The following is a 15,579-nucleotide window of genomic DNA, read 5'->3' on the forward strand; positions in this document are numbered from 1 at the left end:
TACGTTAACTCATGAAAAAACTTCTGCTCGTTTCCGGACTCGTGCTTGGTTTGAGTGCTTGTTCAGCGCCTCAAGAACCTCAGCTGACCATTGCACCTCAGCCTGTCATTTCTTCAGTGCCTGTCGCTCAAAATAAAGCACTGGTTATTGAAAGCCGTGATTTGCGTACCGCTCAATTTGTCGCTGTGGTTGATAATGGCCGTAAAAACGTTCAACCCATCCAATCAACATCCAATGTCCGTATCGTCTTAGAAGATGCGCTGACTCGCCAATTGAACTCTCAAGGCTTTCGTGTCGTTGCTGATAGCGAAGGGAAATTGCGCATTGACGTGTTAGATGCCCTCGTCAAAGTGGAACATTCTGTGTTTTCACATGACATGACAACCAATGTGCAAATTCAATTGGTCGCCGAAAACAGCGAAAACAAGTTTGTTAAACGTTACACGGGCAAATCAACGTCTGAAGGTGCAACCAGCGCGTCTGTAGAAGACATGGAAATCGCGTTGAACAGCTTGCTAGAAGCAGTGCTACAAGACATCGCACGTGATGCGCAATTGATGACCTTCATGAACGAGAACTTCTAATGCATGGCTTGATTAAAACTGCTGTTATTGCAGCAACATTGATGGTGGCTGCTCCTGCCTTGGCTGCGACAAATCCGATTGTCGAAGTAGAAACGAGCGTTGGTGACTTCAAACTGGAACTGTATCCAGACAAAGCACCGAAGTCCGTCGAGAATTTTCTTCGTTATGTCGAAGATGGTAGCTACGTGGACACTCAGTTTCACCGTGTGATTAAGGGTTTTGTGGTTCAAGGTGGCGGTTACGACGCCTCTTTTAATGCTCGTCCAAGCACGTATGGCGAAGTCGTTAATGAATCTAAAAATGGCCTTGGAAACGAGCGTGGAACCATTGCCATGGCGCGTAAGTCTTCGCCTGATTCGGCAACGCGTCAGTTCTACATTAACTTGCAGAACAACAGTAACTTAAACGGTTCTTCCTATAAGTTTGGCTACACGGTTTTTGGTAAAGTGATCGAGGGCTTTAACGTCATCGAAAAGATGGCCAACACGAAGACAGTCACAATTCCACAAAGCGGCATGCGTGATGTACCACAGCAACCTATACTTATTGAGAATATTATCATCAGTAAGTAGCAGGTAAAGGGAATGCTAAAACTCGTTGCGGATAATCCCGATCCCGAAGTCAATGAAGCTATCGCCGGTCAGCATATCAAGACACATGCGCCGGCGTTTGCGTCTGAAGTCATCCGCTTTGTCTTGAGGCAAGCACCTTACGAAGAACTCAGACAGTGTTGCCAACAACAGTTTGTTGATTGGTGGAAATTGTCCATGCCAAGTGGCTCTCCCAACGATACCTATGAATCTGTCTATTGGTATCTTATCTATTTGATTGAATCACGACGTGAAGATGAATTACGGGGCAATCGCTTTGCCAACAGACGGGTGAAAGAGTGTGCTTGTTATTTGATGAATAAGGAAAAAATTCCTGAATACGCACGTGGTATTCGCCCTTGAAGCACGGTAGCATGACATTACGTATGTTACTTACAAGGACGTCGATACATGTCCCCCGCACCGTCTTACTCGTGGCGAGAAACGCTTCACAGTTACCTTGATCGCAGGCTTTTTTGGGTTTTTCTTCTTGGCTGTGCCAGTGGATTTCCTTGGCTACTCATCGGCTCAAACATGTCGGGTTGGCTAAAGGATGCAGGCCTAACAAGAACAGCGATTGGTCTATTCGGTTCCATTTTTGTCGTTTATGCTATCAACTGGATGTGGGCTCCACTCATTGATCGCGTTAAACTTCCCTACCTTTACAATCGATTAGGTCAACGTCGCAGTTGGATTGTTCTCATGCAATTCATCATGCTGATATGCACTTTGTTCATCGCCAATACTGATCCCTCTTTTAACTTGTGGCTCACATCAGTACTCGCCCTGACGATTGCATTGGCATCATCCACGCAAGATATCGCCATCGATGCATTCCGTATCGACAGCTTCAACGAACAAGAAAAGTCAAAAATGCCACAAGCTGCCGCCATGGCAGTGATTGGATGGTGGACAGGCTACAGTCTTCCTGGCTATTTCGCGTTTATCAATGCCGATAGCATTGGTTGGAATGGTGTCTACTACGGGATGGCTGCATTCATTGGTCTACTTATCGTGTTTACGCTATTTGTGGGTGAACCCGATTCACAACGCGAAAAATTACAAGCCGAAGCAGAAGCGCGCTACTCAAAGCGTCTTAAACACGGTGAGAGTCGAGTTCTGGTTTGGTTATCCGTGACGTTGGTTGAACCGTTTGCTGAGTTCTTCAGAAGAAACGGCGTGAAAGTCGCCTTAACTCTCCTTTTGTTCGTTTTCTTGTTCAAGATTGGTGAAGCCTTCCTCGGCAGAATGTCGATCGTCTTTTACAAAGAAATTGGCTTTAGCAATGAAGACATTGGTCACTACTCCAAACTCATTGGCTGGGGTGCCACCGTGATCTTTACCCTCATTGGTAGTGCTATAAATGTCAGATTTGGCGTGGTCAAAGGTCTACTGATTGGCGGCATCGCCATGGCGGCCAGCAACCTGATGTTTGCGATCATGGCGCAAGTTGGCCCGAATGAGGATCTCTTCCTTGCCACGGTGATCGTCGACAACTTCACCAGTGCATTTGCCACCATCGCGTTTGTTTCCTTCCTGACCTTCCTGACTGGACGCGCATTTTCTGCCACGCAGTACGCTCTGCTGGCATCTTTGGGTAACTTAGGCCGCACGACACTTTCCTCTTTCAGTGGGGCAACGGTCGATTGGATTGAAGGCTTCGAGTGGTTGAACCATATCGAATGGCTGAATCCATGGTCATTCTTCTTTATCCTCACCACCATCATGGTAATACCTAGCCTTGCCATGATTGTGGGGCTAAGACATCACTTCAAAGCGCTCTCCGACAAGCAGGAAGCTGCTTAAACCTGTTTAACCCGCGACACATGTCGCGGGTTATTTCGATAAATCTGTTGATTCCTTTGTCCGTGTCATCTTTTGAAACACTTATCTCGAATGCAATCCATTGCAACGAGATCTAAGTCACAAATGGCAAACGTTTGCTATTTCATTGCATTTTCTTTTTTGAACTTTCCCCTAGAATGGCGCTCGCAACGGCAGAGGTCTAACCACAATGGTGTCTTTGCCACTCAATCTTGATGATGTAAAGAGAACTTAAGATGCGTAAATCAGTAGTAGCACTTGCCATTCTAGCGTCAGCAGCAGCTGTACCAGCACAAGCTGAATACCTATACGGTTTCGGTAATGTTTACACCGACTACCTAACTTGGACTAACGGCACTCAAGGTTACGGCGATCGCCTTGATGTTAGTGAAGGTCGTGATGATCATGTGACTATCGGTGCTGAAGGTGGCGCAGGCTTCACTTGGGGTGAAATCTACGGCTTCTACGAGTTTGAAAAAGTTGACCGCGCATCTTCAGAACGTAGCCAAGCTGCTAAATTCTCAATGCATTACAAAGTTGCTGGCAACGTAACTGCATACGGTCAAATCTATGACTACTCTGAAAACGGCGCAGGCGTTGGCATGAGTGAGCAAAACCGTGTACTAGGTCTTGGTTTTGTTGGTCTAGCTGGTGAGAATTACTGGTTCAAACCATGGGTTGGCGTACACGACCTAACTTCAGGCAATGGTGACGCTTCAGGTTTGAACGGCGGTATGTTGGGTTGGACCGCTGGTTACAACTTCGAAATCGCTGGTCAACCATTCATGGTTACTAACTGGAACGAAGTTGAGTTTGCGCGTAACGACGCTTACGAAGTAGCTCAAAATGGTTCAACTGGTCTTAACGGTGGTGTGAGCATTTGGTATGACATCACTGACACTATTTACACTGGTCTGACTTACCGTTACTTTGCTAATAAGCTTGGTGTAGATGGTTACGGCGACGCGGCAATCTTCCGCATCGGTATGCACCTGTAATCCAAAGCATTTTAAGAAGCACCTTCGGGTGCTTTTTTTATATTTGAAATTCGGACTCTCTGCGAAGCATGATATTCTTGTCCTATTGCTTCATAGAGTGAGTTTAAAATGCGATTTACCCTTGTCGGCGCCGGAGCAGTTGGCACTTTATGGGCGTTGAAGCTGCACCAAGCAGGGCACAATGTTCATCTATGGACTCGCTCTAACAAAGATGTCATTCAATGCAGATTGGATGATCATTCCCCAGCGACATTTACTGCCAATCAAGCTTTCTTATTGAATGAATCCGACTGCATTCTGGTTTGTGTCAAAGCCTTCCAAGTTGATGCGGCGCTAAACAGCGTGCTGCCCCATCTACATCCCGACACTCCCGTTATTCTCATGCACAACGGCATGGGAACCGCCAGCCAAGCACTTACAAAACTTGCAGACACCCCGTTATTGTTGGCGACAACGTCGCAAGCTAGCTTACGGCTATCAGAAAGCACGATTCGACACACTGGTGTAGGTGAAACACGCATAGGCGGTGTTAATCCAAGCGGAAAACAATGTGATTTCATGGCGGAGGTTCTCAACCATGCGCTCGCCCCTTGCTCGTGGGAGAGCAACATTGAAGGCGCTTTGTGGCAAAAGCTCGCGATAAACTGCATGATCAACCCATTGACAGCAGTCCATCAAATTCCTAATGGCGATCTCACTCAGCCAGTGTTTAGGGATAAGCTCAGTAAGATTGCCCGCGAAGTTGCCAACGTGATGCAAGCGGAGGGCATTGATACAAACAGCGATATCTTATTGAAAAGCGCCCTATCCGTTGCCGAGGCAACGGCATCAAATTACTCTTCAATGAACCGTGACATATACTTTAAGCGCCCTTCTGAGATAGACGCAATTACGGGATATTTGATTCATTGTGCAACGCGTCATGGAATTGCTGCGTCGGAAAATCAGGCGCTATACAACGCAATAAGAAATTTGGAGTCATCCTATGACAACCCCTAGTGTATTAGTGTGCCTTGCCCATGGCACAGAAGAAATTGAAGCAGTGGCAGTCATTGACGTCATGGTGCGAGCAGGCTTTAACGTGACCACAGCCAGTGCGGCTGAGAATGGAGAGCTGACCCTGACCTGCTCTCGCGGTGTCAAACTGGTTGCCGACGCGCCTCTGGTTAAAGTGGCTGACGAAGAATACGACTGCATCGTCTTACCCGGTGGCGTTGAAGGTGCGACAAGTTTGGGAGAGAGCGCTTTAGTGTTGGAGATGCTTCGTCAGCAGCAATGTGACCAGAAATGGGTCGCCGCCATTTGCGCCGCACCTGCGCTGGTACTGGAGAAAAATAGCCTATTCCCTGACGCACACAAAGCCTGTCACCCTGCGTTTATCCATCAGATCAACGAGGAAAAACGCAACGCCAAGCGTGTATTCACCGACCATGACCACAAGCTAATCACCAGCCAAGGTCCTGGTACTGCTCTCGAATTTGCTGTTGAAATTGTATTGGTGCTGGCAGGAAAAGAAAAAGCCAAGGAAGTCACCGATCCCATGGTGATGATCCCGAGCCTTCACTACGACAAGAAGTTTGCGTAGCGACGTTTCACCAAAGAGTGAGGCGCATAAAAAAACCGACCATGGGTCGGTTTTTTTCATTCTGTTGCTTACGTCGCGAAGCCTTTAAGGTCGCAGAAAACTATCGTCGTTGGGGTTTACGGACGATATACCTTCACATTAGCAAAGCCGTTTTCTTGCAAGTACAACGCTTGCAGACGACTCATGACGCCACGATCGCAATACAGTAGGTAGGTTTTACTTTGATCTAGGTCGCCGAACTTGGTTGCCAGTTTGAAGAACGGAATATGAACCACTTCCACGCCGTCGATCTCAAGCGGGCTATTGTCTTCTTCTTCCGGGCTACGAATATCCAACACCACTGCGTCTTGGGCAATTTCATCCACCAGTTCAACATCTGGCGCTTTCTCTTTGCTTTGCTTTTCGATCTCACGAATATCGATAGTACGCGCTTCACGCACGACTTGGTCGAGGATCTCGAAGTTAAACTTGGCTTCTTCGATCTCTAGCTTTTCTTTCTCAGCCTTAATCGTTGGCTTGCGAGAAATCACGCCGCAGTATTCCGGCATCGTTTTAGCGAAATCTTCAGTACCAATCTGACGCGCCATACCGATGATGTCTTCTTTGTCCCAGTTAATCAAAGGACGAAGGATCAGAGTGTCTGTCGAATTATCAATGTGACGAAGGTTGGTTAACGTTTGGCTAGAGACTTGGCCCAATGCCTCGCCCGTTACCAACGCTTGAATACCATTGCGCTCAGCCATCATTGATGCAGCACGCATGAACATACGCTTCAAGATCACGCCCATTTGACCATCTTCAACCTTTTCCAAGATCTCAGCGACAACTGGTTCAAAATCGATAGAAACAAATTTCACTTTTGCCGAAGAACCGAACTTCTCCCACAAGTAATAAGCTGTTTGTTGAACACCAATCTCGTGAGATGCACCACCCAGATTGAAAAAGCAGTAATGCACTTTACTGCCACGCTTGATGTGCAAGTAGCTTGAAACACCCGAGTCAAAGCCACCAGAAATCAAGCTCAACACATCTTCTTGTGTGCCAAGAGGGAAGCCACCCAAACCTTTAAAGCGCTCACGCACTACGTTGACGTTTTCTTTGTCCACTTCAAGGTGAACCGTGATGTCTGGGTTCTTCAATTGAACGCGTGCAGATTCAACGTCTTGGTTCAAACCACCACCAACGTAACGCTCAACTTCGATTGACGTGAACGGATGGTTGCCGCGACGTTTCGCACGCACACAGAAAGACTTACCTTCCAGTTGGTGACTTACCGTAGCCGCAACAATCTCATAAATATTGTGCAGATCAGTAAACTCGGTTTGCTCAACTTCAAGCACATGGTGAATACCAGGCGTGCTCGTTAGCGCCGTTAGCGTAAGCTCACGTTGAGAAGCATCTTTTAGCGAAACCTCGATATGGTCGCGACGGTTAAATACCGCCATAGCAACTGACTTCCGCTTAAGAACATTTCGGATGTTACCTTCCAGAATTTTCGTGAAGCGCTTCCGTACAGATTCACTTTTGACCATCACCTCAGGGTGAATTTTTACGATAAATTTCATAACAGGTTTCGCTACAGCTTCGTTAAAGGCGCGGATTATACATCAAGCATAACGTATTCGAAATAACCCACTCAAAACGACAAAGGCAGTGCTTTCGCACTGCCTTATGATTCATTAACGCTAAGACCTAGTTTTCTTGTATCGGCTCAATGGGCGATTCCGCAGAAATGGCGTCAGATTCCCTAGGCTTACCCTGCATTACCGCAATTTCAACGCGACGGTTTTTCGAGCGATTCTCAGGGGTGTCGTTCGGTAAGCGCGGTGTAGTTCCTGCCATCCCTTCTACTCGCATTCGCATCGGATCAAAGCCACTGACCTTTTCCATTTCCTGTGCAACAGATACGGCTCGTTGCGCGGACAAGTCCCAATTTGATCGATACAGCTCTGAATCCAAAGGAGTATCGTCAGTGTGGCCTGATACACGAATGATACCCGGTACGTCTTTCACCAGTTCTGCAATTTGTCGAACCAGTGGCCTGAACTTAGGTTGTAAGAACGCTGAACCTGCTGGAAACGCCCCGTTTTCGCGGATACGAATGATCAATTGCTGTCCGAGGTTCTCAACTTCGACCGCCCCTTCTTCAACCTCACGTTCCAGTGCTTGAACGACCATTTGCGCAGTACTCGACATTTGCTCAGTGTCTTGCTCTTGTTCCTGCATAGACGCTTCAGATGCGGTCGAGCCACCCTCAAGTTTTGCAGATTCACGTTGTGAACCGCCCGCCCTGTCTGACTCACCGTCTTGGAAATCCAACGTGCGCTGAGTCATATCGATGGTTTGTTGCATGATCACTTCAATCGGTGTCGGCTCTGGGCGACCAGGGCGAAACTCCTGAGCAATAACACTCGTGCCTTTCGGGATGTCTTTCACTTCAAGTAAGTTTTGCACACCAAATGCAAACTTCATTGAGCCCGCGATCTGTTTGAACTTCAGTACATCCATTTCCGAAAAAGAAAGGAGAAGTACGAAAAAGCACATCAAAAGAGACATCAAGTCGGCGAACGTACCCATCCAAACCGGGAGACCGGGGGGGGGACATTTGCATTCTTCTTCCATTCCAGACTCCTTATGCGTCTACATCAACGGCGCGTTTTTTCTCGTTGAGGTAGTTTTTCAGGTAGCCATCGATAACACGTGGGTTTTGCCCATCTTGTATTGCCAACAGGCCGTCCATTATCAGGCGTCGGTTCATCTTTTCTTGGTCTTTACGAAGGCGAAGTTTGGCCGCGATGGGAATCGCGATCATGTTCGCGAGCATCGCACCATATAGTGTGGTCAAAAGTGCAACCGCCATCGCAGGACCGATCGCCTTCGGGTCATCCATGTTTGAAAGCATGGCAACCAGACCGATCAATGTACCGATCATCCCCATCGCGGGGGCCACATCGGCAAGTGCACTGTAGAATTGTGCGCCGCTGTCATGGCGCTCATCGGTCATGATGATGTCTTTTTGAAGGGTCATTTTAACCACTTCCGCATCATGACCATCCACCAGCATGTCGACGCCTTTCTTCATAAAGGAGTTGGTCACTTCCATTTCTTCAAGTGCCAGGAATCCCCCTTTACGTGCGGCGTCGGCCATTTCTACGATTTTAGCAATCAGATCTTCAGGGTCATCGGCTTTAAACATGAAAGCTTTACCCGCGATCTTAAATGCACCAAAGAACTGGCCCATGGTGTAGTTCATCAATACAACAAAAAGACTGCCGCCAAATACGATGAGCGTAGAGGGAACATCTACGAACATACTGATGGTACCACCAAGCAACATCGCCATAACGATGAATGCGAAGGCGCCCAAAATGCCTATGAGTGTCGCCAGATCCACGGAGCGCTCCCCTTAATTGTCGTAAACGGTGTGTGTAAAAGAGTATGAGTGACGCTATTCACTGACCAAGTTATCGGCAGCAATGCAAATTGGTTTAGCGTGTATTAATGATTTTATACCCAAGTCGTCTCAAGGTGCAGATTTCGTTCGCAACTTTAAGCTCATTGTTCAATATTGAGCAAAAATTAGCGAAAATCGAATGTAAATTCCCCTTCGCGCTAGACCGTTTACGTACTGGAGACTAAAACGCCCTTGAAATCCTCCTCAAATACACAGAATTTCGCTCCAGCGTTTGACCCGTTTCTGGCGCTGAGTTAACTTCTCCGCCATTCCCTTTTATCTAGGATTATCATGGCTGCTAAGAAACCCGAAAACATGACCTTTGAGGAAACCCTCAAGGAACTAGATACCATCGTGAACGGACTTGAGAATGGTGAGTTGCCACTGGATGTTGCACTCAAACAATTTGAACGCGGCATTTCACTTGCTCGCCAAGGGCAAAAAACACTGACTGATGCAGAGCAACGTGTAGAAATCCTTTTGGCGCAAGACGACAACGCGCCGTTAGAGACCTTTGAAGACGCACGCGATGAATAACAGCAGTTTGAAAAATACGTTGGTGCACTATCAACAACGTAATAATGAACAGTTAGGACAATGGATTGATCGACTCGGTAACGCGGATCAACCGCTGATCCAAGCAATGAAATACGGCACCTTGATGGGTGGAAAACGTGTTCGTCCTTATCTGACCTATGTCACAGGCCAGTTATTTGGCGTTAGCGATGATGCGTTAGACACGCCTGCAGCGGCAGTTGAATGCATTCATGCTTATTCTCTTATCCATGATGATCTCCCCGCCATGGACGACGACAGCCTGCGCCGCGGGCAACCGACTTGCCACATCGCATTCGATGAAGCCAGCGCGATTCTCGCAGGGGATGCGTTGCAAACTTTGGCATTCAGCATTTTGGCAGAAGGCTCCCTCTCTCAAGAAGGCGATGCCTATCGTATTCATATGGTGAGAGAACTGGCAACAGCATCCGGTGCGATGGGGATGTGCCTCGGCCAAGCGCTTGATTTGGGCGCTGAAGGCAAATGTGTTGATTTAACCACATTAGAAACTATTCATCGCAACAAAACCGGTGCTCTGATACGCTGTGCGGTCAGGTTGGGCGCTTACGCTGCTGGCGAGAAAGGCGTCGCCTATCTTACACAACTCGATACATTTTCAAATGCCATCGGCCTTGCCTTTCAAGTGCAAGATGACATTCTTGACATCATCAGCGACACTGAAACACTTGGTAAGCCTCAGGGGTCCGATTTAGCTGCAGATAAAAGTACATATCCAGCATTGCTGGGTTTAGAAGGCGCGCAAGAAAAAGCGTCTCTTCTGTACCAAGAAGCATTACTCGCTTTGCAAGCTATCCCCTACAATACTGAGCAATTGGAGCTGTTCGCCCGATACATTGTCGAGCGAAATAACTAAAAGCAATGACGTTGCGCCAAAACGAATTTATGACTCTCGATATCGCAAAATACCCAACGCTTGCGCTGGCAAATACTCCGGATGAACTGCGGTCACTACCGCGTGATATCCTGCCTATGCTATGTGACGAGCTACGAACTTATCTCTTGAATTCTGTTAGCCATTCGAGCGGACACTTTGCGTCTGGCTTAGGCACAGTAGAACTCACCGTGGCACTGCACTTTGTCTACAACACGCCATTTGATCATTTGATTTGGGATGTTGGCCACCAAGCCTACCCACACAAAATCCTAACGGGTCGAAGAGAAAAAATGCCAACCATTCGCCAAAAAGGCGGGTTGCATCCTTTCCCTTGGCGCGAAGAAAGTGAATACGACGTGTTATCCGTCGGACACAGTTCTACGTCAATCAGTGCTGCACTCGGTCTCGCTATCGCGGCGGCGAAAGAAGGCCAAGAGCGCAAAGTGGTGAGCGTTATCGGTGACGGCGCGATTACCGCAGGCATGGCGTTTGAAGCCATGAACCATGCCGGTGATGTCCACCCAGACATGTTGGTTGTGCTCAATGACAATGAAATGTCGATTTCTGAAAATGTCGGCGCACTCAACAACCACTTAGCACAATTGCTATCTGGTAACTTCTATACCTCTATCCGTGAAGGCGGCAAAAAGGTACTTTCTGGTGCGCCACCGATCAAAGAATTGGTGCGTCGTGCAGAAGAACACCTTAAGGGCATGGTAGTCCCAGGCACCTTGTTCGAAGAGCTCGGGTTTAACTACATCGGCCCTGTTGATGGTCACGATGTGGAAGAATTGGTCAAAACACTGAAAAACATGCGTGGACTTAAAGGCCCGCAGTTCCTTCACGTGATGACCAAAAAAGGCAAAGGCTACGAACCCGCGGAGAAAGATCCGATCGGTTATCACGCCGTGCCAAAATTCAACCCAGCAGAAAATACACTCCCTAAAGCCAAAGCATCAGGGCCGACATTCTCTAAGATTTTCGGTGATTGGCTGTGCGACATGGCAGCGGAAGATGAAAAGCTGCTCGCCATTACCCCAGCAATGCGAGAAGGCTCGGGCATGGTTCGCTTCTCGAAAGAGTATCCCGATCGTTACTTTGACGTCGCCATTGCCGAACAGCACGCGGTGACGCTGGGCACAGGCATGGCCATCGGGGGTTATCACCCCGTTGTGGCAATTTATTCGACGTTTTTGCAACGCGGCTACGATCAATTAATTCACGATGTTGCCACCATGAATCTTCCCGTCATGTTTGCAATCGATCGTGGTGGTTTAGTCGGTGCTGATGGACAAACGCACCAAGGCGCGTTTGATCTTAGCTTTATGCGCTGCATCCCGAACATGGTGATCATGGCACCAAGCGATGAAAATGAATGTCGCCAAATGCTGTACACGGGTCATAAACACAATGGCCCTAGTGCTGTCCGTTACCCGCGTGGCACTGGCTGTGGTGCAACGGTAGAAACCGAGATGACGGCTCTCCCTATCGGTAAAGGAATGCTTCGCCGCCAAGGTGAGAAAGTGGCGATATTGAGCTTCGGTACCATGTTACCTGCAGCGCTGGAAGCGGCAGAAAATCTCAATGCAACCGTGGCAGACATGCGCTTTGTGAAGCCATTGGATGAAGCAATGCTCGACGATCTTGCCTCGACACACGATGTGCTTGTGACCATCGAAGAAAATGCCATTGCTGGCGGTGCTGGCTCAGGGGTTATCGAGTATTTGATGAAGTCTCGCCAACTCAAGCCTGTTCTTCAGATTGGCTTGCCAGACAAGTTTATCCATCAAGGAACCCAACAAGAGCTTCACACTGAACTCGAATTAGATGCACAAGGTATCGAAGCGCAAATTCGTCGCTATTTGGGCTAAACAGGTTTAAGTGAAACACTTCCCCTAAAACGGCGCTAAGGCGCCGTTTTCTATTTAACGCTTTCGAAATAAACACGTCAGTAAATCCCTGTTTACCTCAGCAAAATCTCACAATCAATACTATCCTTAACTATCAAAAATAACTTTTCTATCAGCGCATTATGATAAAGGATGTCATCATGCTTATGGCACTCACTAAGCGCTTTTCGCCAACAGCCAGTTCGAGCACTCTTCTCACCCTGTTGAGCAGGGCAAAACAATGAACGGAGCGCAGCAGACACGCAGTAAACGTTCCCTGTTCTCACAGTTGGCTATCGCCGTCTCTATCACTGTTATCGCCGTATTTTCCGCATCGTCCCTATTGATATACCACAATCAACGCGATGAACTCATTGCGTTGCAAACGGATAGTGCCAGCAAAGTCTCATCTCAATTGAGTTCATCCATTTCCACTTTGATGTACTCCCGATCGATTGATCAATACGATAAGCTTGCTCTCGAGGCTGTGAACGAAAATCAACATCACGCCGTGGTCGTTTACGATTTCAAATTGGGAGGGTTAACTGACCAGTCTCCCCATATCACCGGTTATATCCATGACGAGAATCACCGCAATTACAGAAAGATAAAAAACGAAGACCTTCATGTCATTGAATCGGCATACTTCCAAGCTCCCTCTCCCGTTAGGTCAGAGTTAGGTGAAGTCCTAGGTCGTGTTGTGGTTTTTTTTGACGATAACGATATCAACGAACAACTCCAGGAAAAGCTCGTCCATACGTTGTCTACCAGCCTTGCCATGGCACTTTTTCTCATCACAATTCTTCTCTACTTGGTTAAGCGTCTTTTCATCACCCCACTCACGACAATCTCTCGTGCCTTTGCTAATCAAGATACCAACGGAATACCTAATACCTTACTTCCCGATTTCAATACGAAAGAACTCTCGTCTTTCAGCCATAGCGTCAACAACATGCTTTCTATGATTCGCCAATCTCACCAATCGATCTGGCTTGAACATTCACGCTTATTGAACGTGATTGAGGGCACACGCACAGGGACATGGGAATGGAACATAGAAACAGGAAAAATCACCTATGACGGCGCATGGCAAGACATTATTGGTTGGAGTAATGAAGTACTCAATGGTGAGCCTAATCAGGATTGGAAAGCCTTTATTCACTCAGAAGACAGAGCGTTATCAGACAAGCTTCTCCAGCAATTATTCGAGAAAGAGATCAACTATTACGATTGTGAACTTCGGCTGAAAAGCTTTTCAGGCGAATGGATTCACGTATTAGGCAGAGCCAATGTTGTCGAGTGGGATGAACACGAGCACCCACTCACCATATTGGGGACGCTGCAAAATATCACCGCACACAAGAAAGCTGAGGAAAGTCTTAAACTTGCCGCGAAAGTGTTCACCCACTCTCAAGAAGGCATCATCATCACTGACAGACAATCCAATATCATAGATGTAAATCAGTCATTTACTCGCATAACTGGCTACTCGATTGAAGAGGTGAGAGGGAAGAAGCCAAGCATCTTGCATTCCGGTCACCAAGATGCAGATTTTTATCAGGCACTTTGGAAGACACTGGAAAAAAATGGACACTGGAGCGGCGAAATATGGAACCGTAAGAAAAGTGGAGAGATATATCCAGAGCTGTTAACCATCAGTTGTGTCCGTGATGCCGACAGAATGCCCGTTAATTATGTGGCTGTGTTTTCTGACATTACGTCTTACAAGGAACACGAACGTAAGCTTGAGAAAATCGCACATTTTGACACGCTGACAAAATTGCCAAATCGCTTTTTATTGGCCGACCGACTAAAAAATGCCATGAAACATGCCAAGCGTCAGGGCGATCATGTTGCGGTCATCTTTCTTGACCTCGATGGGTTCAAACCCATCAACGACATCCATGGACATAAGGTTGGCGACATCTTGTTACAAGAATTGGCTAAGCGAATGCAGCTCGTTATCCGAGAAAGTGACACCATCGCCAGAATAGGAGGCGACGAATTTGTTGCAGTATTAACTGGGCTTCATTCACCTGAAGATTGTCACCCTCTCCTCCCCCGCTTACTGAAGGCGACATCCGATCCAGTGAGCGCAAATGGGCATTATGTTCAAGTGTCGGCGAGTTTAGGGATCACGATTTACCCACAAGCAGAGGAAGTGAATGCAGACAAACTGATTCGTCAGGCTGATCACGCCATGTATCAAGCAAAACTAGAAGGGAAACACCGCTACCATTTCTTCGACGCTGAACTTGAACGAACGCTAAAACGTCAAAATGAATACATTCGCTTAATCAGCACTGCACTGTTCAAAAATGAGTTTTTCTTGGTTTATCAGCCCAAGGTCAACTTCCGTACCGGCGACATTATCGGATTAGAGGCATTGATTCGCTGGCAACACCCTAAGCGTGGGAAGCTGATGCCGATTGATTTTATTCCCAGCATAGAAAACCATCGCTTGATCGTTGAAATGGGAAACTGGGTACTCGAGGCTGCCTTGAAACAACTGAGCGATTGGAAGCAAAAAGGCTTAGTCACCCAAGTCAGTGTCAACATTGCGCCACTCCAACTCCTACAACCTGACTTTATCAGTCACCTTGAGTCGCTTCTCGCTCGCTACCCTCATATTGCGCCAAGCCAACTCCAATTAGAAATTCTAGAAACCAGTGCACTAGAAGACGTAGAAAGCGTGTCGCGAATCATTACTTACTGCCAATCCATTGGTGTCTCTTTCGCAATCGATGACTTCGGCACAGGTTATGCGTCGTTGACATACCTAAAACAACTGCCGGCACAAACCCTTAAAATTGACCAAAGTTTCATTGGTGACATGCTTAACGATTCAGACAACTTAGCCATATTAGAAGGGGTTATTACGCTGGCCAATACATTCAAACGCTCTGTTCTGGCTGAGGGGGTGGAGAGCATAGAACAAATCCAGCTATTGCTTTGGCTCGGATGCGAGTATGGACAAGGATACGGTATTTCAAAGCCGTTGCTTGCAGATAAGGTACTGACATGGATGACCCAGTGGCAACCCGATCCAAGTTGGTTACTTAGCCCAGAAATAAAAGATGAGCAGTATCCGCTGATCGATTCCGTCATAGACAACCGCGCACGAGCCCAGCGCTTGAAGTCCTATCTCGCTGACAGAAAAAACAGCGAATAAGGCATAAAAAAACGGCAATCGTGCCGTTTCTTC

At 47.4% G+C, this 15,579-nt stretch carries 14 protein-coding genes; 11 read left to right on the forward strand and 3 right to left on the reverse strand.

All coding sequences use genetic code 11. From position 1 onward, the window contains the following. Window positions 1-11: 11 nt before the first annotated feature. From Q365_RS0112600 to Q365_RS0112630, 7 genes are all read left to right on the forward strand, one after another. Window positions 12-584 (forward strand): YajG family lipoprotein, encoded by a 573-nt coding sequence (locus Q365_RS0112600; protein WP_028023674.1) that lies wholly within the window; start codon window positions 12-14, stop codon window positions 582-584. Next, complete coding sequence (locus Q365_RS0112605; protein ID WP_028023675.1) at window positions 584-1,156, forward strand: peptidylprolyl isomerase; 573 nt, start codon at window positions 584-586, stop codon at window positions 1,154-1,156. Before Q365_RS0112600 ends, Q365_RS0112605 begins: the two co-directional genes overlap by 1 nt. 12 nt (window positions 1,157-1,168) lie before the next feature. Beyond that, the gene (locus Q365_RS0112610; RefSeq protein WP_028023676.1) at window positions 1,169-1,537 is read left to right on the forward strand and encodes a hypothetical protein; all 369 of its coding nucleotides are present in this window, start codon (window positions 1,169-1,171) and stop codon (window positions 1,535-1,537) included. A 48-nt stretch (window positions 1,538-1,585) separates the two neighbouring features. Beyond that, window positions 1,586-2,980 (forward strand): AmpG family muropeptide MFS transporter, encoded by a 1,395-nt coding sequence (locus tag Q365_RS0112615; RefSeq protein ID WP_028023677.1) that lies wholly within the window; start codon window positions 1,586-1,588, stop codon window positions 2,978-2,980. A gap of 254 nt (window positions 2,981-3,234) precedes the next feature. Next, entirely contained in the window at window positions 3,235-3,996 is a 762-nt protein-coding gene (locus tag Q365_RS0112620) for an outer membrane protein OmpK (RefSeq protein WP_028023678.1), read from the forward strand. Between the two features lie 108 nt (window positions 3,997-4,104). Further along, window positions 4,105-4,995, forward strand: coding sequence for a 2-dehydropantoate 2-reductase (gene panE / locus Q365_RS0112625; RefSeq protein WP_028023679.1), 891 nt, complete (start codon window positions 4,105-4,107; stop codon window positions 4,993-4,995). Then, entirely contained in the window at window positions 4,982-5,581 is a 600-nt protein-coding gene (locus tag Q365_RS0112630; protein WP_028023680.1) for a DJ-1 family glyoxalase III, read from the forward strand. The genes panE and Q365_RS0112630 overlap by 14 nt, the downstream gene beginning before the upstream one ends. A 116-nt stretch (window positions 5,582-5,697) precedes the next feature. On the opposite strand, the gene thiI is transcribed toward Q365_RS0112630, so the two are convergent. The 3 genes from thiI to pomA all read right to left on the reverse strand — a co-directional run bounded on the left by thiI (window position 5,698) and on the right by pomA (window position 8,975). Further along, window positions 5,698-7,146, reverse strand: a complete 1,449-nt coding sequence (thiI, locus tag Q365_RS0112635; protein ID WP_028023681.1) for a tRNA uracil 4-sulfurtransferase ThiI — start codon at window positions 7,144-7,146, stop codon at window positions 5,698-5,700. Between the two features lie 127 nt (window positions 7,147-7,273). Continuing rightward, the gene (locus tag Q365_RS0112640) at window positions 7,274-8,203 is read right to left on the reverse strand and encodes a flagellar motor protein MotB (RefSeq protein ID WP_028023682.1); all 930 of its coding nucleotides are present in this window, start codon (window positions 8,201-8,203) and stop codon (window positions 7,274-7,276) included. 10 nt (window positions 8,204-8,213) lie between these two features. Further along, window positions 8,214-8,975 (reverse strand): flagellar motor protein PomA, encoded by a 762-nt coding sequence (gene pomA / locus Q365_RS0112645; RefSeq protein ID WP_028023683.1) that lies wholly within the window; start codon window positions 8,973-8,975, stop codon window positions 8,214-8,216. A gap of 351 nt (window positions 8,976-9,326) precedes the next feature. On the opposite strand from pomA, the gene xseB reads away from it, so the two are divergent. From xseB to Q365_RS0112665, 4 genes are all read left to right on the forward strand, one after another. Then, a complete protein-coding gene (gene xseB, locus Q365_RS0112650) occupies window positions 9,327-9,572 on the forward strand; it encodes an exodeoxyribonuclease VII small subunit (RefSeq protein ID WP_028023684.1) in 246 nt (81 codons plus the stop codon). Further along, complete coding sequence (ispA, locus tag Q365_RS0112655) at window positions 9,565-10,464, forward strand: (2E,6E)-farnesyl diphosphate synthase (RefSeq protein WP_028023685.1); 900 nt, start codon at window positions 9,565-9,567, stop codon at window positions 10,462-10,464. The genes xseB and ispA overlap by 8 nt, the downstream gene beginning before the upstream one ends. A 29-nt stretch (window positions 10,465-10,493) precedes the next feature. Beyond that, window positions 10,494-12,356, forward strand: coding sequence for a 1-deoxy-D-xylulose-5-phosphate synthase (gene dxs / locus Q365_RS0112660; RefSeq protein ID WP_028023686.1), 1,863 nt, complete (start codon window positions 10,494-10,496; stop codon window positions 12,354-12,356). A gap of 259 nt (window positions 12,357-12,615) precedes the next feature. Further along, the gene (locus Q365_RS0112665) at window positions 12,616-15,546 is read left to right on the forward strand and encodes a sensor domain-containing protein (protein WP_028023687.1); all 2,931 of its coding nucleotides are present in this window, start codon (window positions 12,616-12,618) and stop codon (window positions 15,544-15,546) included. Window positions 15,547-15,579 lie beyond the last annotated feature (33 nt).

Source organism: Enterovibrio calviensis DSM 14347 (assembly GCF_000621165.1).
Lineage (GTDB): Bacteria > Pseudomonadota > Gammaproteobacteria > Enterobacterales > Vibrionaceae > Enterovibrio > Enterovibrio calviensis.